Annotated in this window: 15 protein-coding genes and 1 other annotated feature; of the genes, 8 read left to right on the top strand and 7 right to left on the bottom strand. The window is 34.2% G+C overall.

The window, feature by feature from the left end; all coding sequences use genetic code 11:
* Positions 1-12: 12 nt before the first annotated feature.
* A complete protein-coding gene (locus FND99_RS06035) occupies positions 13-1,083 on the top strand; it encodes a glycosyltransferase (RefSeq protein ID WP_144337069.1) in 1,071 nt (356 codons plus the stop codon).
* 155 nt (positions 1,084-1,238) lie between these two features.
* Here the strand turns inward: FND99_RS06035 and FND99_RS06030 are convergent, their stop codons facing one another.
* The 3 genes from FND99_RS06030 to FND99_RS06020 all read right to left on the bottom strand — a co-directional run bounded on the left by FND99_RS06030 (position 1,239) and on the right by FND99_RS06020 (position 4,698).
* Positions 1,239-2,549, bottom strand: a complete 1,311-nt coding sequence (locus FND99_RS06030; protein WP_144337068.1) for a porin — start codon at positions 2,547-2,549, stop codon at positions 1,239-1,241.
* A 162-nt stretch (positions 2,550-2,711) separates the two neighbouring features.
* Positions 2,712-3,791: a sensor histidine kinase gene (locus tag FND99_RS06025; RefSeq protein WP_144337067.1), complete on the bottom strand. Its 1,080-nt coding sequence runs from the start codon at positions 3,789-3,791 to the stop codon at positions 2,712-2,714.
* Between the two features lie 223 nt (positions 3,792-4,014).
* On the bottom strand, positions 4,015-4,698 hold the full coding sequence (locus tag FND99_RS06020) for a response regulator transcription factor (protein ID WP_144337066.1): 684 nt from the start codon (positions 4,696-4,698) through the stop codon (positions 4,015-4,017).
* 231 nt (positions 4,699-4,929) lie between these two features.
* On the opposite strand from FND99_RS06020, the gene FND99_RS06015 reads away from it, so the two are divergent.
* The 4 genes from FND99_RS06015 (at position 4,930) to FND99_RS06000 (ending at position 10,845) form a co-directional block, all read left to right on the top strand.
* Positions 4,930-7,722, top strand: a complete 2,793-nt coding sequence (locus FND99_RS06015) for a TonB-dependent receptor (protein ID WP_144337065.1) — start codon at positions 4,930-4,932, stop codon at positions 7,720-7,722.
* Between the two features lie 58 nt (positions 7,723-7,780).
* Positions 7,781-9,139 (top strand): hypothetical protein, encoded by a 1,359-nt coding sequence (locus FND99_RS06010; RefSeq protein WP_144337064.1) that lies wholly within the window; start codon positions 7,781-7,783, stop codon positions 9,137-9,139.
* Between the two features lie 215 nt (positions 9,140-9,354).
* Positions 9,355-9,693 (top strand): T9SS type A sorting domain-containing protein, encoded by a 339-nt coding sequence (locus FND99_RS06005; protein WP_144337063.1) that lies wholly within the window; start codon positions 9,355-9,357, stop codon positions 9,691-9,693.
* Positions 9,692-9,851 (bottom strand) — a sequence feature (Phe leader region). (Overlaps the previous gene by 2 nt.)
* A gap of 13 nt (positions 9,852-9,864) precedes the next feature.
* Positions 9,865-10,845, top strand: coding sequence for a LuxE/PaaK family acyltransferase (locus FND99_RS06000; RefSeq protein WP_162615540.1), 981 nt, complete (start codon positions 9,865-9,867; stop codon positions 10,843-10,845).
* Between the two features lie 50 nt (positions 10,846-10,895).
* Here the strand turns inward: FND99_RS06000 and FND99_RS05995 are convergent, their stop codons facing one another.
* Complete coding sequence (locus tag FND99_RS05995; RefSeq protein WP_144337061.1) at positions 10,896-11,243, bottom strand: hypothetical protein; 348 nt, start codon at positions 11,241-11,243, stop codon at positions 10,896-10,898.
* Between the two features lie 178 nt (positions 11,244-11,421).
* Positions 11,422-12,717, bottom strand: coding sequence for a tyrosine--tRNA ligase (tyrS, locus tag FND99_RS05990; RefSeq protein ID WP_144337060.1), 1,296 nt, complete (start codon positions 12,715-12,717; stop codon positions 11,422-11,424).
* Positions 12,718-12,905: 188 nt separating this feature from the next.
* On the opposite strand from tyrS, the gene FND99_RS05985 reads away from it, so the two are divergent.
* The 3 genes from FND99_RS05985 to FND99_RS05975 all read left to right on the top strand — a co-directional run bounded on the left by FND99_RS05985 (position 12,906) and on the right by FND99_RS05975 (position 16,725).
* Entirely contained in the window at positions 12,906-14,141 is a 1,236-nt protein-coding gene (locus tag FND99_RS05985) for a porin family protein (RefSeq protein WP_144337059.1), read from the top strand.
* 183 nt (positions 14,142-14,324) lie between these two features.
* Positions 14,325-15,578 (top strand): PorT family protein, encoded by a 1,254-nt coding sequence (locus FND99_RS05980; protein WP_144337058.1) that lies wholly within the window; start codon positions 14,325-14,327, stop codon positions 15,576-15,578.
* A 139-nt stretch (positions 15,579-15,717) separates the two neighbouring features.
* Complete coding sequence (locus FND99_RS05975; protein WP_144337057.1) at positions 15,718-16,725, top strand: NAD-dependent epimerase/dehydratase family protein; 1,008 nt, start codon at positions 15,718-15,720, stop codon at positions 16,723-16,725.
* On the opposite strand, the gene FND99_RS05970 is transcribed toward FND99_RS05975, so the two are convergent.
* Both FND99_RS05970 and FND99_RS05965 read right to left on the bottom strand, forming a co-directional pair.
* Complete coding sequence (locus tag FND99_RS05970; protein ID WP_144337056.1) at positions 16,719-17,186, bottom strand: DUF4296 domain-containing protein; 468 nt, start codon at positions 17,184-17,186, stop codon at positions 16,719-16,721. The genes FND99_RS05975 and FND99_RS05970 overlap by 7 nt on opposite strands.
* Before the next feature lie 9 nt (positions 17,187-17,195).
* Positions 17,196-18,536 carry a dihydroorotase gene (locus FND99_RS05965; protein ID WP_144337055.1) on the bottom strand — a complete coding sequence of 447 codons (1,341 nt, stop codon included), beginning with the start codon at positions 18,534-18,536 and terminating at the stop codon, positions 17,196-17,198.
* Between the last annotated feature and the right edge of the window lie 2 nt (positions 18,537-18,538).

Below are 18,538 nucleotides of genomic sequence, written 5' to 3'. Positions count from 1 at the left end.
AAGCGTTAAACTATGAGCATTGACTATTCTGCGAACAAAACAATTTTAGTTGCTCCATTAAACTGGGGATTAGGCCATGCCACAAGATGTATCCCGATCATTAAAGCGCTTCAAGAGAATAACTTCATTCCGATTATTGCTTCTGATGGGATTGCGCTTGCCTTATTGCGCAAAGAATTTCCGTATATACAAACTTTAGAGTTGCCTTCTTATCATATTGAATATGCTAAAAATGGCAAAAATTTTAAATGGAAGCTGATTCAAAATCTTCCAAAAATGATCACAGCCATTTTAGACGAGAAAAAAATCGTGAACAGCTGGATTAAAAAACATGGAATTGACGGCATTATTTCGGATAATCGTTTGGGCGTTTTCAGCAAAAAAGTTCCATCTGTTTTTATGACCCATCAATTGAATGTAATGACAGGAAACACAACTTGGTTTACAAGTAAATGTCATCAATATATTATCAAAAAATATACAGAATGCTGGGTTCCTGATACCAATGGAGAAACTAATCTTACGGGCGAATTAGGGCATTTGAAAACCAATGATCTGAACTTAAAATACATTGGGCCTTTAAGCAGAATGCGCCAAAAGGAGACTCCAAAACAATACGATTTGATGATTATTTTGTCTGGACCTGAACCTCAGCGAACATATTTGGATGAGAAACTTCAAAAAGAAGCCGCTAATTACAAAGGAAAAGTGGTGTTTATTCAAGGTCTTGTCGAGAAAGTGCAAACCAAATGGCAAGCCGGAAATGTCACCTATTACAATTTCATGAACTCAAAACAGTTGGAACAAACTTTTAATGAAAGTGAATTTGTTCTTTGCCGTTCTGGATATACAACCGTTATGGATTTGGCTAAGCTGGGCAAAAAAGCCTTTTTTATTCCAACTCCTGGGCAATACGAACAAGAATATCTAGCAATAAAACTTCAAGAAGAAAACTTGGTGCCGTATGCAATGCAAAACGACTTTACCATTGAAGATCTTTCAAAAGTAAAGTCGTTTAAGGGATTGTCCCAATTTAAAAATGATATTGATTGGGATAAATTATTTTCTGTTTTTGAAGAATAAATCTCAACAATAAAAAACGCAACAATAAAAAATCCGTGTTGATCCGCGTCTTCACGATAGTGAATCCGTTTAATCTGCGTCTAAATCGTGACACAGATTAAACGGATTTGCATTTGCAAAAACGCGGATAAACACGGATTTTCACTCTTATTTTTTTAGAAATTAAACTGCATTTGCAAACGCAATAAATTACCTTCTTGTCTGTTGATTGGGCGGGCGCTGTCTTCAAAAGTTCTATCGGCAACTACATATTCTGCAGTCAATTCAAGTGCTTTGATTGGTTGCCATTCGATACCAAATTGATAATCTCTAACTAAATAACTTCTGGCATCTTTTTCATATTTTTTCCCTCCGTCATAATATTGAAATTGGGCAAAAGGATAGATATGCTGTTTTTTAAAATCAAGTTTGTAATTTAATAAAACATAACCTCCATTCAAATCTTTTACCTCAACCGAATTGGTCGCAGGATTATAGCGCGGTCCTGTTCCGATGTTATATTCTGTCTGGATTCCGAATGGTTTTGGATACAATACAAAAGTCGCTCCTACTCTTTGATCTTTTACATATTTTGGATCATTAACCGAAACTCCCGTTGAAATTTCATCTGTAAAAGCCCATTTTCCAGTATAAGCTTGAATTCCAGGTTCAATAATTTGGTTGCCAATTACAAAAGGATAACTTGCTCTTGCCACCACATTCAAATCTCTGTTTCCATCTAATTTGTTTGCGATCTGACCATTGTAAACTCCAAAAGCAAAAACTCCAAAATCGCCTGAACCTTTGTAACCATCTCTTACTAACATTGCAAAACGTTCTCTGATTTCGGCAGGTGCCCAATAAAAGAAAAGACCTAAATCACGCTCATTCAAAATTGAACTATTGACTGCATCAGGACGATCCAAAGTTAAACGTTGCGAGCTTGACTGCATATTTGCAAACCCGTAAGGTATTTTACTTTGTCCAATACGAACTCTATATTCTCTTAGTTTATCAAAAGAAACATCAAAATACAAATCACGAATTTGAACAAAATTCTGAACTCCAGTTACAGGAGAACTTGCAAAATCTGGCTGAAAATAGAAAAATACGTTTGGATGCACTTGACCCGAAAATACTAAACGGGCACGGCGAATAAAAAGTCCGTTGTTTGCTTTTGCATCTGGAGCTGTCGAGGTTGTTCCCCACGATTTATCACATTGTTCGCAGACTACTTTATCATTTGTAGAAAACAACCCATTGTAACGTATTTGCGCATAACCTCTTAAGGAGATTTTATCGTACCAATGTTCTTCAACTCCTCCTCCAGATTTAGTTTCTGGAAGTTTTGCTTTGTTGATCGAATCTAAAATACGAAGCACTTCGTTTTTTACTTCTTGTTTATTTACATTTTGCTGATTTACATCTTGAGCGTTCATTGCTGCTGTCAGCAATAGTGTCATCACAAGAATTAATTTTTTTATCATTTCTTTATCCTTAGTTTCAGGATGCAAAGATGACTCACCTATGTTAAGAAATCATTAACAAGATGTTACTATAATAAAAATTTAATGTTATGCGATGAAACCGTATGTTGATTTATTGTTAAAACCCTCGTTTTACGGCTTCTACAAAAACTGCTGTTACAATTATTTAACCTCAGATTTTGTCACTTTATTTGCTTTTTCGAGTGTAAAAGAGAACTCAGATCCGATTCCGAATTCACTTTCTACATAAACTTTTTCTTTATGCGCCTCGATAATATGCTTTACAATTGCTAATCCTAAACCAGAACCTCCTTCAGAACGCGTTCCGCTTTTGTCAACACGGTAAAAACGTTCAAAAAGTCTTGAGATATTCTGTTTTTCAACACCTTCTCCGTTATCACTGATTCGGATCAAAACTTTCTTCTTGGTAAGATTTACAACGCCAACCTCCGTTAGACCACCTTCTTTACCATATTTAATCGAATTCACAATCAGGTTTTCCAGAACTTGTTGAATTCTGTCTTGATCTCCGCGAATAATTACGGATTGGACATTTTTACTTTCAAAAGCCAATTTGATTTTCTTCTTATCGGCCTTCATTTCTAATAAATCGAAGACATTCTGAATCAATTCCACAATATCAAAATCGGTCATATTTAAATCTAAATCACCTGATTCTAATTTGGTAATCATATCCAAATCTTCTACTATATATATAAGACGCTCTACACCTTTTTCGGCACGCTTCAAATACTTTTTTCGAATGTGTTTATCGTCCATTGCCCCGTCAAGCAAAGTCGACACATAACCTTGAACGGTAAATAATGGCGTCTTTAATTCGTGTGAAACATTCCCAAGAAACTCTCTTCGATATTGTTCACGAATTTCAAGCATTTCGATTTCAAGCTTTTTATCTGTCGCAAACTTTTTCACTTCTCGGGAAAGCGTTTCCATGTCGGTTGTTATGGGCTGATTGATAAGCGGTGTCGATTCAAGAAGCGAAACCTCATCATAAATCTTTTTGACTCTTCGATAAATAAAGCGTTCAACACGATATTGAAGCACTAGAAAAGAGAAGATATAAATTGAAATTATGAATATTATTCCAAAAGCAATTTGATGCTTCAATTGATTTTTATAGAATAATGACATCAACATCAGCACAAAGCCAGTTGAAAACAGACTTATATATAATGCCGACTTAATTGCAAATTTGTATGTTTTTTTAAAATTGATTTTCATTAAAAATAGTGAACCATTAAGAGATTATTTTTTTTCCATATAAGTTATATAAATTCATTTAAGTGCAAAACTTAATTATATGAATTTACATTAGAACATAAAAAAGGAAATCTTTGTCAAAGCACAGAACTTTAACAAAGATAAACTTTGAATACAAAAATATGTATGCTATAATTTAAATGAACTTATATAATTTATATGGTTCAAATTTATATTACAATGCTTAGACTTCAAACTTGTAACCAACACCTTTTATAGTCTTAAAAAGGTCTTCGCCGATTTTTTCTCTAAGTTTTCTAATGTGAACATCGATAGTTCTTCCGCCTACTACAACTTCATTACCCCAAACTTTATCAAGGATTTCATCTCTTTTAAAAACTTTTCCTGGTTTAGAAGCCAATAAATAAAACAATTCGAATTCTTTTCTTGGCAAAGCGATTTCAAGGTTGCCTTTGATGATTTTGTATTCTTCGCGGTTGATTTCGATTCCGCCAACATTTATAGTGTCGGTTACGACTTCTTGTTCTTTTAACCTTCTTAACAACGCCTTTACTTTGCTGACCAATAATTTTGGTTTTATTGGCTTTGTGATATAGTCATCAGCACCTGCGTCGAAACCGGCAACCTGCGAATAATCTTCGCTTCTCGCGGTTAAGAATGTAATGATCACATTATTTAATTCTGGAATTTTTCTGATGTGTTCGCAAGCTTCCATCCCGTCCATTTCGGCCATCATTACATCCATAATGATTAGTTCCGGCAATTCTTTCTGAGCCTTTGCTATAGCTTCTTTTCCATTAGAAGCTGTTACAATTTGATAGCCTTCTTGGGAAAGGTTATAGCCAACGATTTCTAAAATATCTGGTTCATCGTCAACTAATAAAATCTTGGTCTGTGTTTTTTTCATAAATAGCAAGAATTGAGATTTTTACATCAAATTTTCATTGTTTTAATTCGATGTTTTTTATTTCGCAGCGTAAATATAGCAATAAAACAACCGTTAAAAATTGCGGTTAACGGTAATTTAATTTGGTAACAATTTGATAAACTTCACAACACAAAAACATAACAAGTGGCTAACACGAACTTTACAATGCGTGTCTTTCTTTGCCAAAAATAAATTAAACACAACACTGAAATGAAATTCAATTTAAAATTTCTATTTATTACATTATTTTTCTGCACGATCTCGATCGCGCAAAACAAAGGTACGATTTCTGGCGTATTAACCGACAAAGAAACCAATAATGCTGCACTTCCTTTTGCAAATGTTTTAATAAAAGGAACAAACATTAGTGCCAATACAGACATTGACGGAAAATATTCATTGACCGTAAATCCAGGAAATTATACTATCATTTTCAGCTTCGTAGGATACGAATCTGTAGAAAAACCAGTTACTGTTAAAGCTGGTGAGACTGTTACTGTTAACCAAGTGTTATCATCAGGAAGTTTTACTCTTAAAGATGTTGTTGTAAAATCGGCAACAGTCAATAAAGAAAAAGAGTCGGCACTTTTATTAGAGCAAAAAAATGCTATCGAAATGAAACAAGTTATTGGTGCTCAAGAGCTATCAAGAAAAGGAGTTTCTGATGCTGCTGGTGCAGTTGTAAAAACTACTGGAGTTTCTAAACAAGAAGGTGTAAACAACGTTTTTGTTCGCGGACTTGGTGACCGATACAATTCGACTTCATTAAATGGCTTGCCTCTTCCATCTGAAGATCCAGTTTACAAGAATGTTTCGTTAGAGTTTTTTGGTGCTAACATTATCAAAAACATAAACGTAAACAAAACGTTTTCTGCCGATTTATTTGGTGATAATGCAGGAGCAAACATTGATATTTCATCAAAAGAATTAGACAAAAATTCAATGTTAAGTTTATCTGCTCGTACTGGTATCAACACAAATGCTAATTCATCTAATGGATTTGCTGTAGCAAATGGAACTTATAGCTATTTTGGTTTCCTTCAAAATGGAAGATACAGCCCTATTACAAACTTGAACAGTTATGATTTTCAAACAAACTTCAAAACTGACAATGTATCAAACACAATCAATCAAAATTTCAACATTATTGGTGGTGGAAAGTTTAACATTGGTAAAAACAAACTTTCTCTTTTTGGTGTAGCTGCAAGCAACAACGAATACTTTTATCGCAAAGGTTTTATTGGTCAAGCAACATTTTCAGGAGATTATACTCGTCGCGATGATTTAGATCGTTGGGATTACAAATCAACACAAACCCTTTTAGGAAATGCAAAATACAAATTCGACAAAGGAAGTGTATCGGTTAACTCTCTTTACATTCACAACAACTCGCAATATGTAAACAAATTAATCGGTTTTGATGATGATATCAACGGAGACATTGGTACGCCTGGTGCCGAAAAATCATTAGTAATACGTCAGCAAAACGATGACAACAACCTTTTCTCAAACCAACTTTTGGCTGATTACAAATTTAGCGACAAAATTAGTGTCAATGTTGGAGGAGTTTACAGCAAACTAAAAGGTACAGAACCAGATCGTAAAACCAATACGTATGCTTTCAATGACGCAAATAACTCCTACAATGCGGCATCGGACTCAGCTGGACAAACCAATCGTTATTTTTCGACACTTGATGAAAATGATGCAAGTGCAAAAGCAGAAGTAAACTACACTTTTAATCCAGAATCAGGTAAGTCTCCTGTTTTGACTGCGGGAGGAAATTATCGTACTACTGACAGAACATTTAATTTTACAGAATTATTGTATAAATTCGGTTCAGGGCCAACTATGGATCCACTAAATCCAGACTTGGTTCTTAATCAAGCGGGACTTGATTCAGGTGTTTTCCAACTTAATACAGGACGTGGAGGAGCAGACAACCCAAATGCACTTTCTCCTTTCTACTACCTTGCAAATCGTGATATTTTAGCAGGATATCTACAGTTACTATATCCGGTTAACGAAAAATTGACTGTGCAAGTAGGCGTAAGATCTGAGCAGATTAAACAAACTATCAATTGGGACACCAACCTTACAAGCAGTGTTAACGACTTGACGGTAAAACCTTCTAAAATTGACAAAAACTTTGTTTTGCCAAGTGTAAATTTAAAGTACGCTCTAAACGAGAAAAATGCAGTACGTTTTGCAGCGAGCGAAACTTATACAATGCCTCAGTTTAAAGAAATGGCGCAATTTTTATACTCTGATGTAAATAGCAACGAGTATGGTAACCCATATCTTATCGCATCAACTGATTACAATGTTGATTTGAAATATGATTATTATTTATCTAAAAAAGAGATTATTTCGTTAGGCGGTTTCTACAAATACATTCAAAACCCAATAAGCCGTACGCAAATGAACTCACCTGCAATCGAATATTCATATGTGAATACAGACAAAGCATTTGTTGTTGGAGCTGAGCTAGAAGTTCGTAAAACTCTTTACAGCTTTGATAGCGAAGCACGCTCAAGAGATTTCTCTTGGGGTTTGAATACATCTTATTTGTATAGTGAGCAAACACAAAACAACCAAACAACAGGTGTTATTTCTACTTATTTCACAAATGCGAAAGGAAAAATGCAAGGAGCTTCACCTTTGTTAGTTAATTCTGACTTGAGTTTTTCTACTGGTAATGACGAAACATCTCTTTTATCAACTTTGGTTTTTAACTATTTCTACGACAAAGTATATACTGTAGGTACATCTCTACGTGAAAATACTATCGAAAAAGCAGTTCCAACACTTGATTTCATAAACAACTTTGAATTTAAAAAATACAAATTGGGAATCAACTTTGGAGTAAGAAACATCTTAAATGCAAGATATTGGCTTACGCAACAAACGACCTCAACAGTTACAAACGAAACTAAAGACACGCTTATTAGTAGTTACCGAAAAGGATCAACTATTGTTTTTGGTCTTAACTGGCAATTATAAAAATTCTTAACCTAAATAATTTTAAATCAACACAAATACTAATATTAAAATGAAACAAATGAAAAAAATGCTTATGCTTGCTATTGCAGCAACAATGGTAGTAGGTTGTAGTAGTAACGACAACAGCGACACCACCCCTACAGAAGGAACTAAAGACGGGTTAATCACTTCATTAACTGATCCAGATTATAACCCAAATTCTTTAAAAGGTACTGTTGCAGGTAATATTACTTTACCAGCTGGAAATTATGTTTTAGATGGTGCTTTAGTTGTTATTGACGGATTTACTTTAACACTTGATCCAGGTGTTAAATTTACTGCAAATACTTCTGGTGCTCAAGGTGGTACAAACGTACGTGTACAAGTAAACATGGGTGGAAAATTAAAAGCTGTTGGTACAGCTGCTAAACCAATTGTTTTCACATCTGACAGAAAATTACCTGGTGACTGGGCTGGTGTATTTTTATGTGGTAAAGCAACTCTTGTTTCTCCAAACGGATCAAGAGATGGTAGCTACACTCAAGCAACTGAAATTGGAGATGCTACATACGGTTCTAATAAAGATGACGATTCATCAGGAGAATTACAATACGTAGAGATTGCTTACGCAGGTGCTCGTATCAACGGTACAAAAGAAGGAAACAACCTTTCATTATATGCACAAGGTACAGGAACAATTCTTAAAAACCTTTGGTTACACGACGGTGCAGATGATAACATCGAATTCTTTGGTGGAACTGTAAATGTTGAAAACCTTTTAGTTGTAAACTCTGCAGATGATACTTTTGACTGGTGTTTAGGTTGGAAAGGTACAGCAAAAAACGTAATCGAAATTCGTGAAGCTGGCTTTAACGACATCACTAACGGTTCTGGTATGATGGAAGGTGATGGTTTCTTCTCTGATCTTGGCTCAACTCCTTCTAATACAGCAAACTTGTCTAACCCAACTATGACAAACTTCTCAATTGGTGTTTACAATGGAGCTGGTAAAGATTCTGGTGATGCAAACAACACTGCTTATAAAATTCGTGCTCTTGCAACTTACAGAACAGGTTGTAAAATCAACTTAACAAATACAAAAGTAGTTTGGGGTGATGCAACAAACTTGCCTACAAACGGTTTGTTTAAATTTAACGATGCAACAGGTACTGCTATTGCTGCTAATGTTACTATCGATATTAACTATACAGGCCCAACTTTCAGCGGTCAACCAGGTGTAACTACATCTCCTGATAGTCCAGCTCCTGGCGCAAACTACAACGCAGTAATTGCTAACGGAGTTACTACTTATCCAGCTTTTCTGTCTACTGATTTTGCAAAACTTGTTTTCAACAACACTGCTGCTGTTGGTGCTGACAAATCTGTTTTCGCTTGGACAAACTATGACTTCGCTACTAAAGCGCCTGGTCTATTCTAAAAAGTTCCTAAAAGCAAACTTTATATTAAATCCTTCGGAATATTTTCGAAGGATTTTTTTGTTTGATATAATGTTAGAAAAAACAATATCCAAACTTTATTAAAAATAAGAAAAGACTTATAAAATGTTAAAATCATCCTAAATTCTACGGATGATTTTTTTTGGCGTAGTTTTTGTAATTTTTTTTGTATATTTACAGTAATCAAATACATGCGATGGCAAAAAACTACTTTTATATTACATTCTTATTGGCTTTTTTCTTTACTGTGAGTGTTTCGGCACAAGACAGTAAACAATTACCAAAAACTCAAGAGACAACTGCCATTGAGGGACTAAGCTTGTACCCTAACCCGGTCACTAATGGTAAGGTTTACATCACATCTAAAAATGATTTAGAGAAAGAAATTATTGTATTTGACCTTCTCGGTAAAAAAGTACTTCAAACACATATAGCTACCAGAGAATTGAATGTCTCAGATTTAGTTCCCGGTGTTTACATCATTAAAATAAGTGAAGAAAACGCATCAGCAACACGAAAGCTGATTATACGATAAAAAAAAAGCTCCTTTGATGGAGCTTTTTTTTTTAGTGTTCGGTGTTCAGTTTTTTAGTGTTCAGTTGCCGTTTGCGAACTTTGGTGCAAACTTTAAGCCGAAACTGAATACTGAACACTAAAAAACTGAACACCGAACACTAAAAAATAAATATCTTTGCAAAAAAAAGTTTTGATCACAGCCAGCGATATATTTACGATTTCGAGTCAGAAACAATTTGAAAAAATAGCCTTAAAGGTTTTTCGTTTTCAGCACGAGAACAATAAAGTGTATCGTGATTTCTGTGATTATTTAAACGTAAATCCACAACAGGTAAAATCGCTTAAAGAAATTCCGTTTTTACCCATTCAATTTTTCAAATCCCACGAAGTCGTTTCCAATACTGATTTTCCTCAGGTTACTTTCACCAGCAGCGGTACAACCGGAATGGTTACAAGCCGTCACTTAGTTACCGATGTTTCGCTTTATGAAGAAAGTTATCGTCAGGGGTTTTCTCAATTTTACGGCAATATAGAGGATTACGTTGTTTTAGCTCTTTTGCCGTCTTATTTAGAGCGCGACGGTTCATCGTTGATTTATATGGTCGAAGATTTGATAAAACTGTCAAATCAGCCTGAAAGTGGGTTTTATTTGCACAATCACGATGACTTAATCAAGAAACTTACAGAACTTGATGAAGCCGGCCAGAATGTCATTTTAATTGGCGTTACTTATGCATTGCTCGATTTAATCGAAAAACACCAATTTCAGCTTCAAAATACCATTATCATGGAAACTGGTGGCATGAAAGGAAAGCGAAAAGAAATGATCCGCGAAGAGCTTCATGAATTGCTTTGCAAAGGTTTTGGCGTAACCTCTATACATTCAGAATACGGAATGACCGAACTTTTGGCGCAGGCCTATTCACTAGGTGACGGCGTTTTTGAATGTCCCGCATGGATGAACATTCTTGTTCGCGATCCAGAAGATGCTTTAACTTATGTAAACAACGGAAAAACTGGCGGTATTAATGTTATTGATTTGGCAAACATCAATTCATGTTCATTTATTGCAACGCAGGATTTAGGCAAAAAAAATCCCAACAACTCTTTTGAAGTCTTGGGACGTTTTGATAATTCTGATATTCGCGGATGCAATCTGATGGTTCTTTAATTGTTGATTCGTTTAATCGGTTATTTGTTTAACCGAAAAATCTAATTAAATCAACTTTGAATGTCATTGTTGATTCCGATATTTTCTATACTGTCTTCTTGCGAAAGCTCTCTTTCTTTTTCGCCTTTATGTTCTAAAAGCTTATAAATTCCATAGCAAGCTAAACCACCGAAAACTATAAAAAGCAAACTCCAAGCTGGATTTACAGTGTCCTCATTTGCAAAATCTTCAAATCCAAGCAAAGCAGAAAAAAGACCTATAGCAAATCCGGAAAAAATTACCCCTGCATAATAAGACACAATTCCAATGAAAAAATAAAGCCACTTGTTCTTGCCGTTTTCTTCGGCCAAATTGGCAAATGCTTTCCAAATCCAGTAAATAAATAAAAATCCAATCATTAGTTTTTAGTTTTAGTTAGGGAATAAACTTACTAAAAAAAACATTCGATTTTATTTCTCTAAAAATAAAAAAAATCCCAACAGCTCTTTCGAACCATTGGGACGTTTATATTTTTTTGTTTAATTATCTCTTTAAAAATCGATTAAACAATTAACCGATTAAACGGTTAAACAAACTTTAAACCACTCTTATCACAAAGTAATTTTTCTTTCCACTTTGCAACAACACAAATTGATTGTTGATCAAATCATTTGCTGTCAAAACAAAATCTTCTTTGATTTTTTCTCTGTTTACCGAAATAGAATTTGCCGTCAAAGCTCTTCTAGCTTCTCCGTTAGATTTGAAGAAACCTGTTTTTTCGTTTAAAACAGTAATAATATCTAATCCGTTTTCTAAATCAGCTTTTGCGATTTCAGTCTGCGGAACTCCGTCAAAAACTTCTAAAAAAGTAGCTTCGTCTAATTTTTTCAAATCTTCAGAAGTCGAATTTCCAAATAAGATATTTGAAGCCTGAATCGCTTTTTCTAATTCTTCTTTGCTATGAACAAAAATCGTGATTTCTTCAGCCAATTTCTTCTGAAGAATTCTTAAATGCGGCGCCGCTTGGTGCTCAGCAATTAAAGCGTCAATTGTTTCTCTATCTAAAAAAGTAAAGATTTTGATATATTTTTCAGCATCAACATCGGTAGCATTTACCCAAAACTGGTAAAATTTGTAAACTGAAGTTTTGTCAGCATCTAACCAAACATTTCCACCTTCAGATTTACCGAATTTAGATCCGTCTGCTTTTGTGATCAAAGGTGTAGTCAACGCAAAAGCTTTCGCATTTTCACCACCCATTCTGCGAACTAATTCTGTACCAGTGGTAATATTTCCCCATTGATCAGAACCTCCCATTTGCAAAAGACAGTTGTTGTTTTTATATAAATGATAAAAATCGTAACCTTGAATTAATTGATATGTAAATTCAGTAAAAGACATTCCTTCACCTTCTCCACTCAATCTTTTCTTAACAGAGTCTTTCGCCATCATATAATTTACAGTGATTCGTTTTCCAACTTCACGTGCAAAATCAATAAACGAAAACTCTTTCATCCAGTCATAGTTGTTTACCATGATTGGAGAATTTGCTTCTTTTGAATTAAAGTCTAAAAAACGAGACAGAACACTCTTGATTCCCGCAACATTTTTAGCCAAAGTCTCTTCGTTCAACAGATTTCTTTCATCAGATTTTCCAGAAGGATCACCAATCATTCCGGTCGCACCGCCCACAAGGGCAATTGGCTGATGACCAAAATTCTTTAAATGAACCAATAAAATAATCTGAACCATACTGCCTATATGCAGTGAATCTGCCGTTGGATCAAAACCAATATAAGCCGATGTTACCTCTTTTAGCAATTGTTCTTCCGTTCCTGGCATGCTATCATGGTACAAACCGCGCCACTTTAATTCTTCAACTAGATTCTTCATTTTTAATAATATTTTGCGCAAATATAATCAATGGCAATGGCAATATCAAAAAGCAATACTAAATCGGATAGAATAAAGTAAAGAAAGTTTCAACCTCTAATTTTTTTTAGCAAAAAAAATCGAAAATGAGGAAACCCGTAAAAAAACAAATTTTCCTTTTTATACTTTCGGCAACCAAAACCATTTCTATGAAAAAATTTTTACTATTAACATTATTTCTTTATTTCTCAGCAATTAATGCTCAAATATCTTTCGAAAAAGGATATTTTATTTCGAATAATGGAACAAAAACAGCCTGTTTCATAAAAAATATTGACTGGTACAATAACCCTGTCGACTTCAAGTACAAAATTGCCGGCGATGACACTGATATTAAAACAGAAACTATTGCAACTGTAAAAGAATTTGGTGTCGAAAACGGTGCTACATTTAAAAGAGCGACCGTAAAAATCGACCAATCAGACAATCGATTAGAAAATATTTCAACAACAAAAAATCCTGTCTGGAAAGAAGACACCGTCTTTCTAAAAGTATTAGTACAAGGAAAAGCAACATTATACTATTATCTTACTAAAGATTTCGCCAGATTTTTTTATGAAACAGAGAATATTCCAACAGAACAGCTTGTTTTTAAAGAGTATCTTATGGTAGATGATCTAACTGGAGCCGGTACAACCGAAGAAAACAATTATTTCAAACAACAGTTATTTAATAACGTAAAGAATGAAAATACCAGCGAAAATGAAATCAAAAGGCTGGAATACAAAACAGAATCTCTAGTCAAATATTTTTTAAAGTATAACAATGTAGATGCCACTACTATTGAAAAAACCATAAATGATAAAAATAAAGGCATTTTTCACTTAAAAGCATCAGCAGGTGTAAGTTTCACTTCTCTAACAGTAAGTGGAGCAGAAAGTTCTGGATACCAAAGTGCCAAATACGACAACAAAACGCAACCTACATTTGGTGTTGAAGGCGAGTACGTTTTCCCTTTTAATAAAAATAAATGGAGCGCATTCATCGGCTTATTCTATCAAAAATATGAAGACAGCAAAGATTATGGTGTACTTTACAGCGTGAATAACAGCCAACATGTTGAGCATCCATCTACCGTAAAATATTCAGGTTTTAGTCTTCCAATAGGCGTGCGCCATTATTTGTTTTTAAATCAAAATTCAAAAATATTTGTAAATGTGGCTTATGCCGTTACTTTGGGCGGAAAATTTACTTATGAATCAAAATATGTGAATTTAGATGGAAAAGCGCAAGGCAACTTTGCACTTGGTCTTGGTTACAATTTTAAAAACAAAATCAGCACCGAAATTAGATACAATGCTGGCAAAAATCTAGCACACAACTACATGCCTTTTTCTACTGATTTCAGCAGTTTAGATTTGCTATTATCTTACAGCATTTTCTAGTTTTTTATTCTATTGAAAAAGCTGTCAAAATATTTAAACAATATTCTGACAGCTTTTTTATTCGCATTTGAATTCCGAAGAGAATTAAAAACTTTTATTTTTTCCTAAAAAAACCAAAAATGAGGAAACCCGTAAAAAAAATATTACTTTTTATCTAGCTTCGCCGGCATCAAAAAAACAAAAATGAAAAAATTATTACTATCTACTTTATTGCTTTGCTGCACTTTTATTAATGCTCAAATTTCTTTTGAAAAAGGTTACTTTATTTCTAATGACGGAACAAAAACAGAATGTTTTATAAAAAATCTTGACTGGAAAAATACTCCCAAAGACTTTAAGTACAAAACCGATCCGAACGAAAAAGAATTTAAAACTGAAAATATTTCAAATATTCAAGAATTTGGAATCACAAACGAAACAACGTTTAAACGATTTAAAATAAAAATAGATCGCTCAAGCAATGAGTTAAAACAAATGCGCACGCAAAAAGACCCGATTTGGAGTGAAGAAGTTATCTTTTTAAGAGTTCTAGCAAAAGGCGACGCGACTTTGTACAGTTACAGCGATGAAAGTATTACTCGTTATTTCTATGAAACAAAAACGATTCCGACGGAACAGTTTATTAATGTAAAATATATTGAATCTGATAATAACGAAGGAGCCGAAAAAGTTATTGAAAGCAATGAGTATAAAAATCAGCTTTTTAGAAATGTAAAATCGGACAATATCACTGAAAATGACATTCAAAAGCTAACATACAAAAAAGCAGATCTTGTTAAGTATTTCAACAAATACAACAATGCAGTAAACCCAAATGCGGTACAAAAAACCGAAGAAAGTACAACTAAAGGCGCTTTTCATCTAAAAATAGTTCCAGCTGCTAGTTTTGTTTCTTTATCTGCTGATAATGGTGGTAATCCAAATTACAATGTCGATTTTGATAGTAAAACTATTTTTAAAATTGGTTTTGAAGCAGAATATGTACTTCCTTATAATAAAAACAAATGGAGCATTTTTGCTAATCCTTCTTATCAAAAATATGAAAATGAAAAAACATATTTAGTACCAACAGGATTTATATCAATTCCCGATAAAGAGTACAAAGCAAAAGCAAACTATAATACAATTCAAATTCCATTAGGAATTAGACATTATATGTTTTTAAATGAAAAATCGAAACTTTTCATCAATGCCGCATATGTGATTGACTTGGGCGCTAAGGCAACTATAACTTATACTGAAGTTGCTACAAATACGGTAAACGAATTCAAAAGTAATACAGGAGCTAATTTTGCCTTTGGTTTAGGTTACAATTTTAAAGACAAATTTAGTGGTGAACTTCGATTAAACACAAAGAAACAGCTAATGCGTGATTATCTGAATTACACAACAAATTACAGTTCAATAGATTTTGTTTTAGCCTACACTATTTTCTAGATTTTTATCCTATTAAAAAAGCCGTCAGAATATTTAAACGATATTTTGACGGCTTTTTTTCGTTCAAATTCTACAAAAGCTTTGCAACTTTGAGCCTTTGCCTCTTTGCTCCTTTAACCAAAAAACTTATATTTACAAAATGGTATTAGTAACTGGAGGAACAGGTTTAGTAGGCTCGCATTTATTGCTTCATTTAGTTGAAAATGGAGAAAATGTTCGGGCTATTTACCGAAATCAAAGCAACATTCAGAAAACAAAATCGGTTTTTGAACTTTATAAAAAAGGCGATTTGTTTGCAAAAATAGAATGGCTTGAAGCCGATATTCTTGACGTTCCTTCGCTCGAAATTGCTTTTACCGATGTCGATTACGTTTATCACTGCGCCGCATTAATTTCATTCGATCCAAAAGATGAAGACGCACTCCGAAAAACAAATATTGAAGGAACGGCCAATATGGTTAATTTTTCAATTGCACGCGGAATAAAAAAATTCTGCTACGTAAGTTCGATTGCAGCTTTGGGCGATTTAGCTGCACACGAAACTTATATTACTGAAGAAACCGACTGGAATCCTGAAAAACCACACAGCGATTATGCTATTTCTAAATATGGTGCCGAAATGGAAGTTTGGCGCGCCGTTCAAGAAGGTTTGGATATTATCATTGTAAATCCGGGTGTGATTTTAGGTCCAATTCCGAAAACAAAAGAAGTACAACAAGGCAGCGCCGAATTGTATGTAAAAGTGAAAAACGGACTTCCATTCTACACTCTAGGAAGCACTGGCTTTATTACCGTTGATGATGTTGTAAAAATAGCATTCCAATTAATGAAAAGCGACATTAAAAATGAGCGTTTTACTTTGATTGCAGAAAATGTAGTTTTTAAAGACATTCTGGACACGATTGCAACTGTTTTAAAAGTAAAAAAACCGAGCATTCATGCAAAACCTTTTTTAATGAATTCTCTTTGGATGATTGATGCCGTTTTCTCGACTTTATTTTTTCAAAAAAGACGCTTGACAAAAGCAACAGCAAAATCTTCTTATTCAAAAGATCTCTATTCTAATGAAAAAATAAAAACCGCTCTAGGAACGGTTTTTCAAGATGTACATGAGTACATTGTAAATATTTCAAAACTTAATTATTGATCTAAAAGTTTTTCTCTGCTTCGTGGATTTGGAGTTGACGCTGGTGCACTTTTTATCGAATCTTTTGGTTTTTGCGCCGCTTCCTTCTTAGCTTTTTTTGCAGCCTTTTTTTCATCTATTTTAACCAGTGAATCTGCTGCTCTTTGCTGGACTGCCAATCGTTTTCCTAATTCATCAAACATATCTTTGTACGTTTCATAATCAGCAGCGTAATAAATATTGCTTTGCGCAAATTGCAGACTGTCCACTTTGTATTTCTTAAAGATAAATTTCTTCGGATCTGACTCAACAGAATCCAAAGAAAGCGGGTTTTGGTATTTTATTGCCTCCAAAAGAGACAAATCATACATAATATCAACCATTTTTCCTCTGTCAATAAGTCCTTTTGGCTCTTTTACAAGCTCTTTTTTACAGCTTACAGAAAGAAACAAAACCAATATTATAAATACAAAATTCTTCATTTCAGCTTTTTATCTGTCAAACAATAATCTTTTTCCGGCGCGAACATCTTTTACTTTGAAATTGTTGTAAACCATTTCTCCATTCACAAAAGTATGCGTAATTCTAGATTTGAAAGCCATATTTTCAAAAGGCGACCAACCGCATTTGTATAAAATATTATCCGAATTTACACTCCAAGGCAAACTTGGATTTATAATTACCAAATCGGCATAATAACCTTCTTTGATAAATCCTCTTTTTTCAATTTTGAAAAGTTTAGCTGGATTGTGGCACATTTTTTCCACAATTTTCTCCACGCTGATTTTCCCTTGATGATGCGCCTCAAACATTGCTACAACTGCATGTTGCACAAGCGGACCTCCAGAAGGCGCTTTCAAATATGATTGTTGTTTTTCTTCTTTAGTATGTGGCGCGTGATCTGTTGCGATAACATCGATTCGGCCGTCGTTTAATGCTTTCCAAAGTTCAGCACGATCTTCTGCCGTTTTCACAGCGGGATTCCATTTTATGAAATTCCCTTTTGTTTTATAATCTTCATCAGTAAACCAAAGGTGATGCACACAAACCTCAGCTGTAATTTTTTTCTCTTCTAATGGAATTTTATTGGTAAACAATTCCATTTCTTTTGCCGTTGAAAGGTGAAAAATATGAAGTCTTGCTCCGGTTTTTTTCGCTAGCGCAACAGCCTTTGAAGAAGAAATATAGCAAGCTTCAGCGCTTCTGATCAAGTTGTGCGCCGTTACTGGAACATCTTCGCCATATTGCCCTTTAAATTTTGCCAAATTATTCTGGATTGTCGTTTCATCTTCGCAGTGAACTGCAATTAGCATTGGTGTGCTTGAGAATATTTTTTCCAAAGTCGCTTCATTGTCAACCAACATATTTCCTGTTGAAGAACCTAGGAAAATCTTAATTCCAGCAACATTCTTTGGATTTGTTTTTAGAACTTCTTCTAAATTATCGTTTGTTGCTCCCATCATAAACGAATAATTCGCATATGATTTTTGAGAAGCAATCTGATATTTTTCTTCTAATATTTCTTGAGTAACGGCATTTGGAACCGTATTTGGCTGTTCGATATAAGAGGTAATTCCACCCGCAACAGCTGCTCTCGATTCCGATTCAATATCTCCTTTATGCGTTAAACCCGGTTCTCTAAAGTGAACTTGATCATCAATAGCGCCCGGAATCAAATAATTACCTTCGGCGTCGATCACTTTGCAGTCAGAGGTTTTAAGGCTGATGCTGTCTGAAACTTCAACAATTAAGTCATTTTCAATTAAAACATCACCTTCAAAAATTGATCCTTCGTTTACAATTTTAGCATTTTTAATTAAAATCCTGTTCATTG

Source organism: Flavobacterium daemonense (assembly GCF_007341385.1).
Classification (GTDB): domain Bacteria; phylum Bacteroidota; class Bacteroidia; order Flavobacteriales; family Flavobacteriaceae; genus Flavobacterium; species Flavobacterium daemonense.
This window is presented reverse-complemented; position numbering and strand designations above follow the sequence as displayed.

What these genes read in the sequence shown, in the direction of transcription:
- FND99_RS06035 (WP_144337069.1), top strand. Translation starts at nt 13, where the DNA reads ATGAGCATTGACTATTCTGCGAACAAAACAATTTTAGTTGCTCCATTA.
- FND99_RS06030 (WP_144337068.1), bottom strand. Translation starts at nt 2,549, where the DNA reads ATGATAAAAAAATTAATTCTTGTGATGACACTATTGCTGACAGCAGCA.
- FND99_RS06025 (WP_144337067.1), bottom strand. Translation starts at nt 3,791, where the DNA reads ATGAAAATCAATTTTAAAAAAACATACAAATTTGCAATTAAGTCGGCA.
- FND99_RS06020 (WP_144337066.1), bottom strand. Translation starts at nt 4,698, where the DNA reads ATGAAAAAAACACAGACCAAGATTTTATTAGTTGACGATGAACCAGAT.
- FND99_RS06015 (WP_144337065.1), top strand. Translation starts at nt 4,930, where the DNA reads ATGAAATTCAATTTAAAATTTCTATTTATTACATTATTTTTCTGCACG.
- FND99_RS06010 (WP_144337064.1), top strand. Translation starts at nt 7,781, where the DNA reads ATGAAAAAAATGCTTATGCTTGCTATTGCAGCAACAATGGTAGTAGGT.
- FND99_RS06005 (WP_144337063.1), top strand. Translation starts at nt 9,355, where the DNA reads ATGGCAAAAAACTACTTTTATATTACATTCTTATTGGCTTTTTTCTTT.
- FND99_RS05995 (WP_144337061.1), bottom strand. Translation starts at nt 11,243, where the DNA reads ATGATTGGATTTTTATTTATTTACTGGATTTGGAAAGCATTTGCCAAT.
- tyrS (WP_144337060.1), bottom strand. Translation starts at nt 12,717, where the DNA reads ATGAAGAATCTAGTTGAAGAATTAAAGTGGCGCGGTTTGTACCATGAT.
- FND99_RS05985 (WP_144337059.1), top strand. Translation starts at nt 12,906, where the DNA reads ATGAAAAAATTTTTACTATTAACATTATTTCTTTATTTCTCAGCAATT.
- FND99_RS05980 (WP_144337058.1), top strand. Translation starts at nt 14,325, where the DNA reads ATGAAAAAATTATTACTATCTACTTTATTGCTTTGCTGCACTTTTATT.
- FND99_RS05975 (WP_144337057.1), top strand. Translation starts at nt 15,718, where the DNA reads ATGGTATTAGTAACTGGAGGAACAGGTTTAGTAGGCTCGCATTTATTG.
- FND99_RS05970 (WP_144337056.1), bottom strand. Translation starts at nt 17,186, where the DNA reads ATGAAGAATTTTGTATTTATAATATTGGTTTTGTTTCTTTCTGTAAGC.
- FND99_RS05965 (WP_144337055.1), bottom strand. Translation starts at nt 18,536, where the DNA reads ATGAACAGGATTTTAATTAAAAATGCTAAAATTGTAAACGAAGGATCA.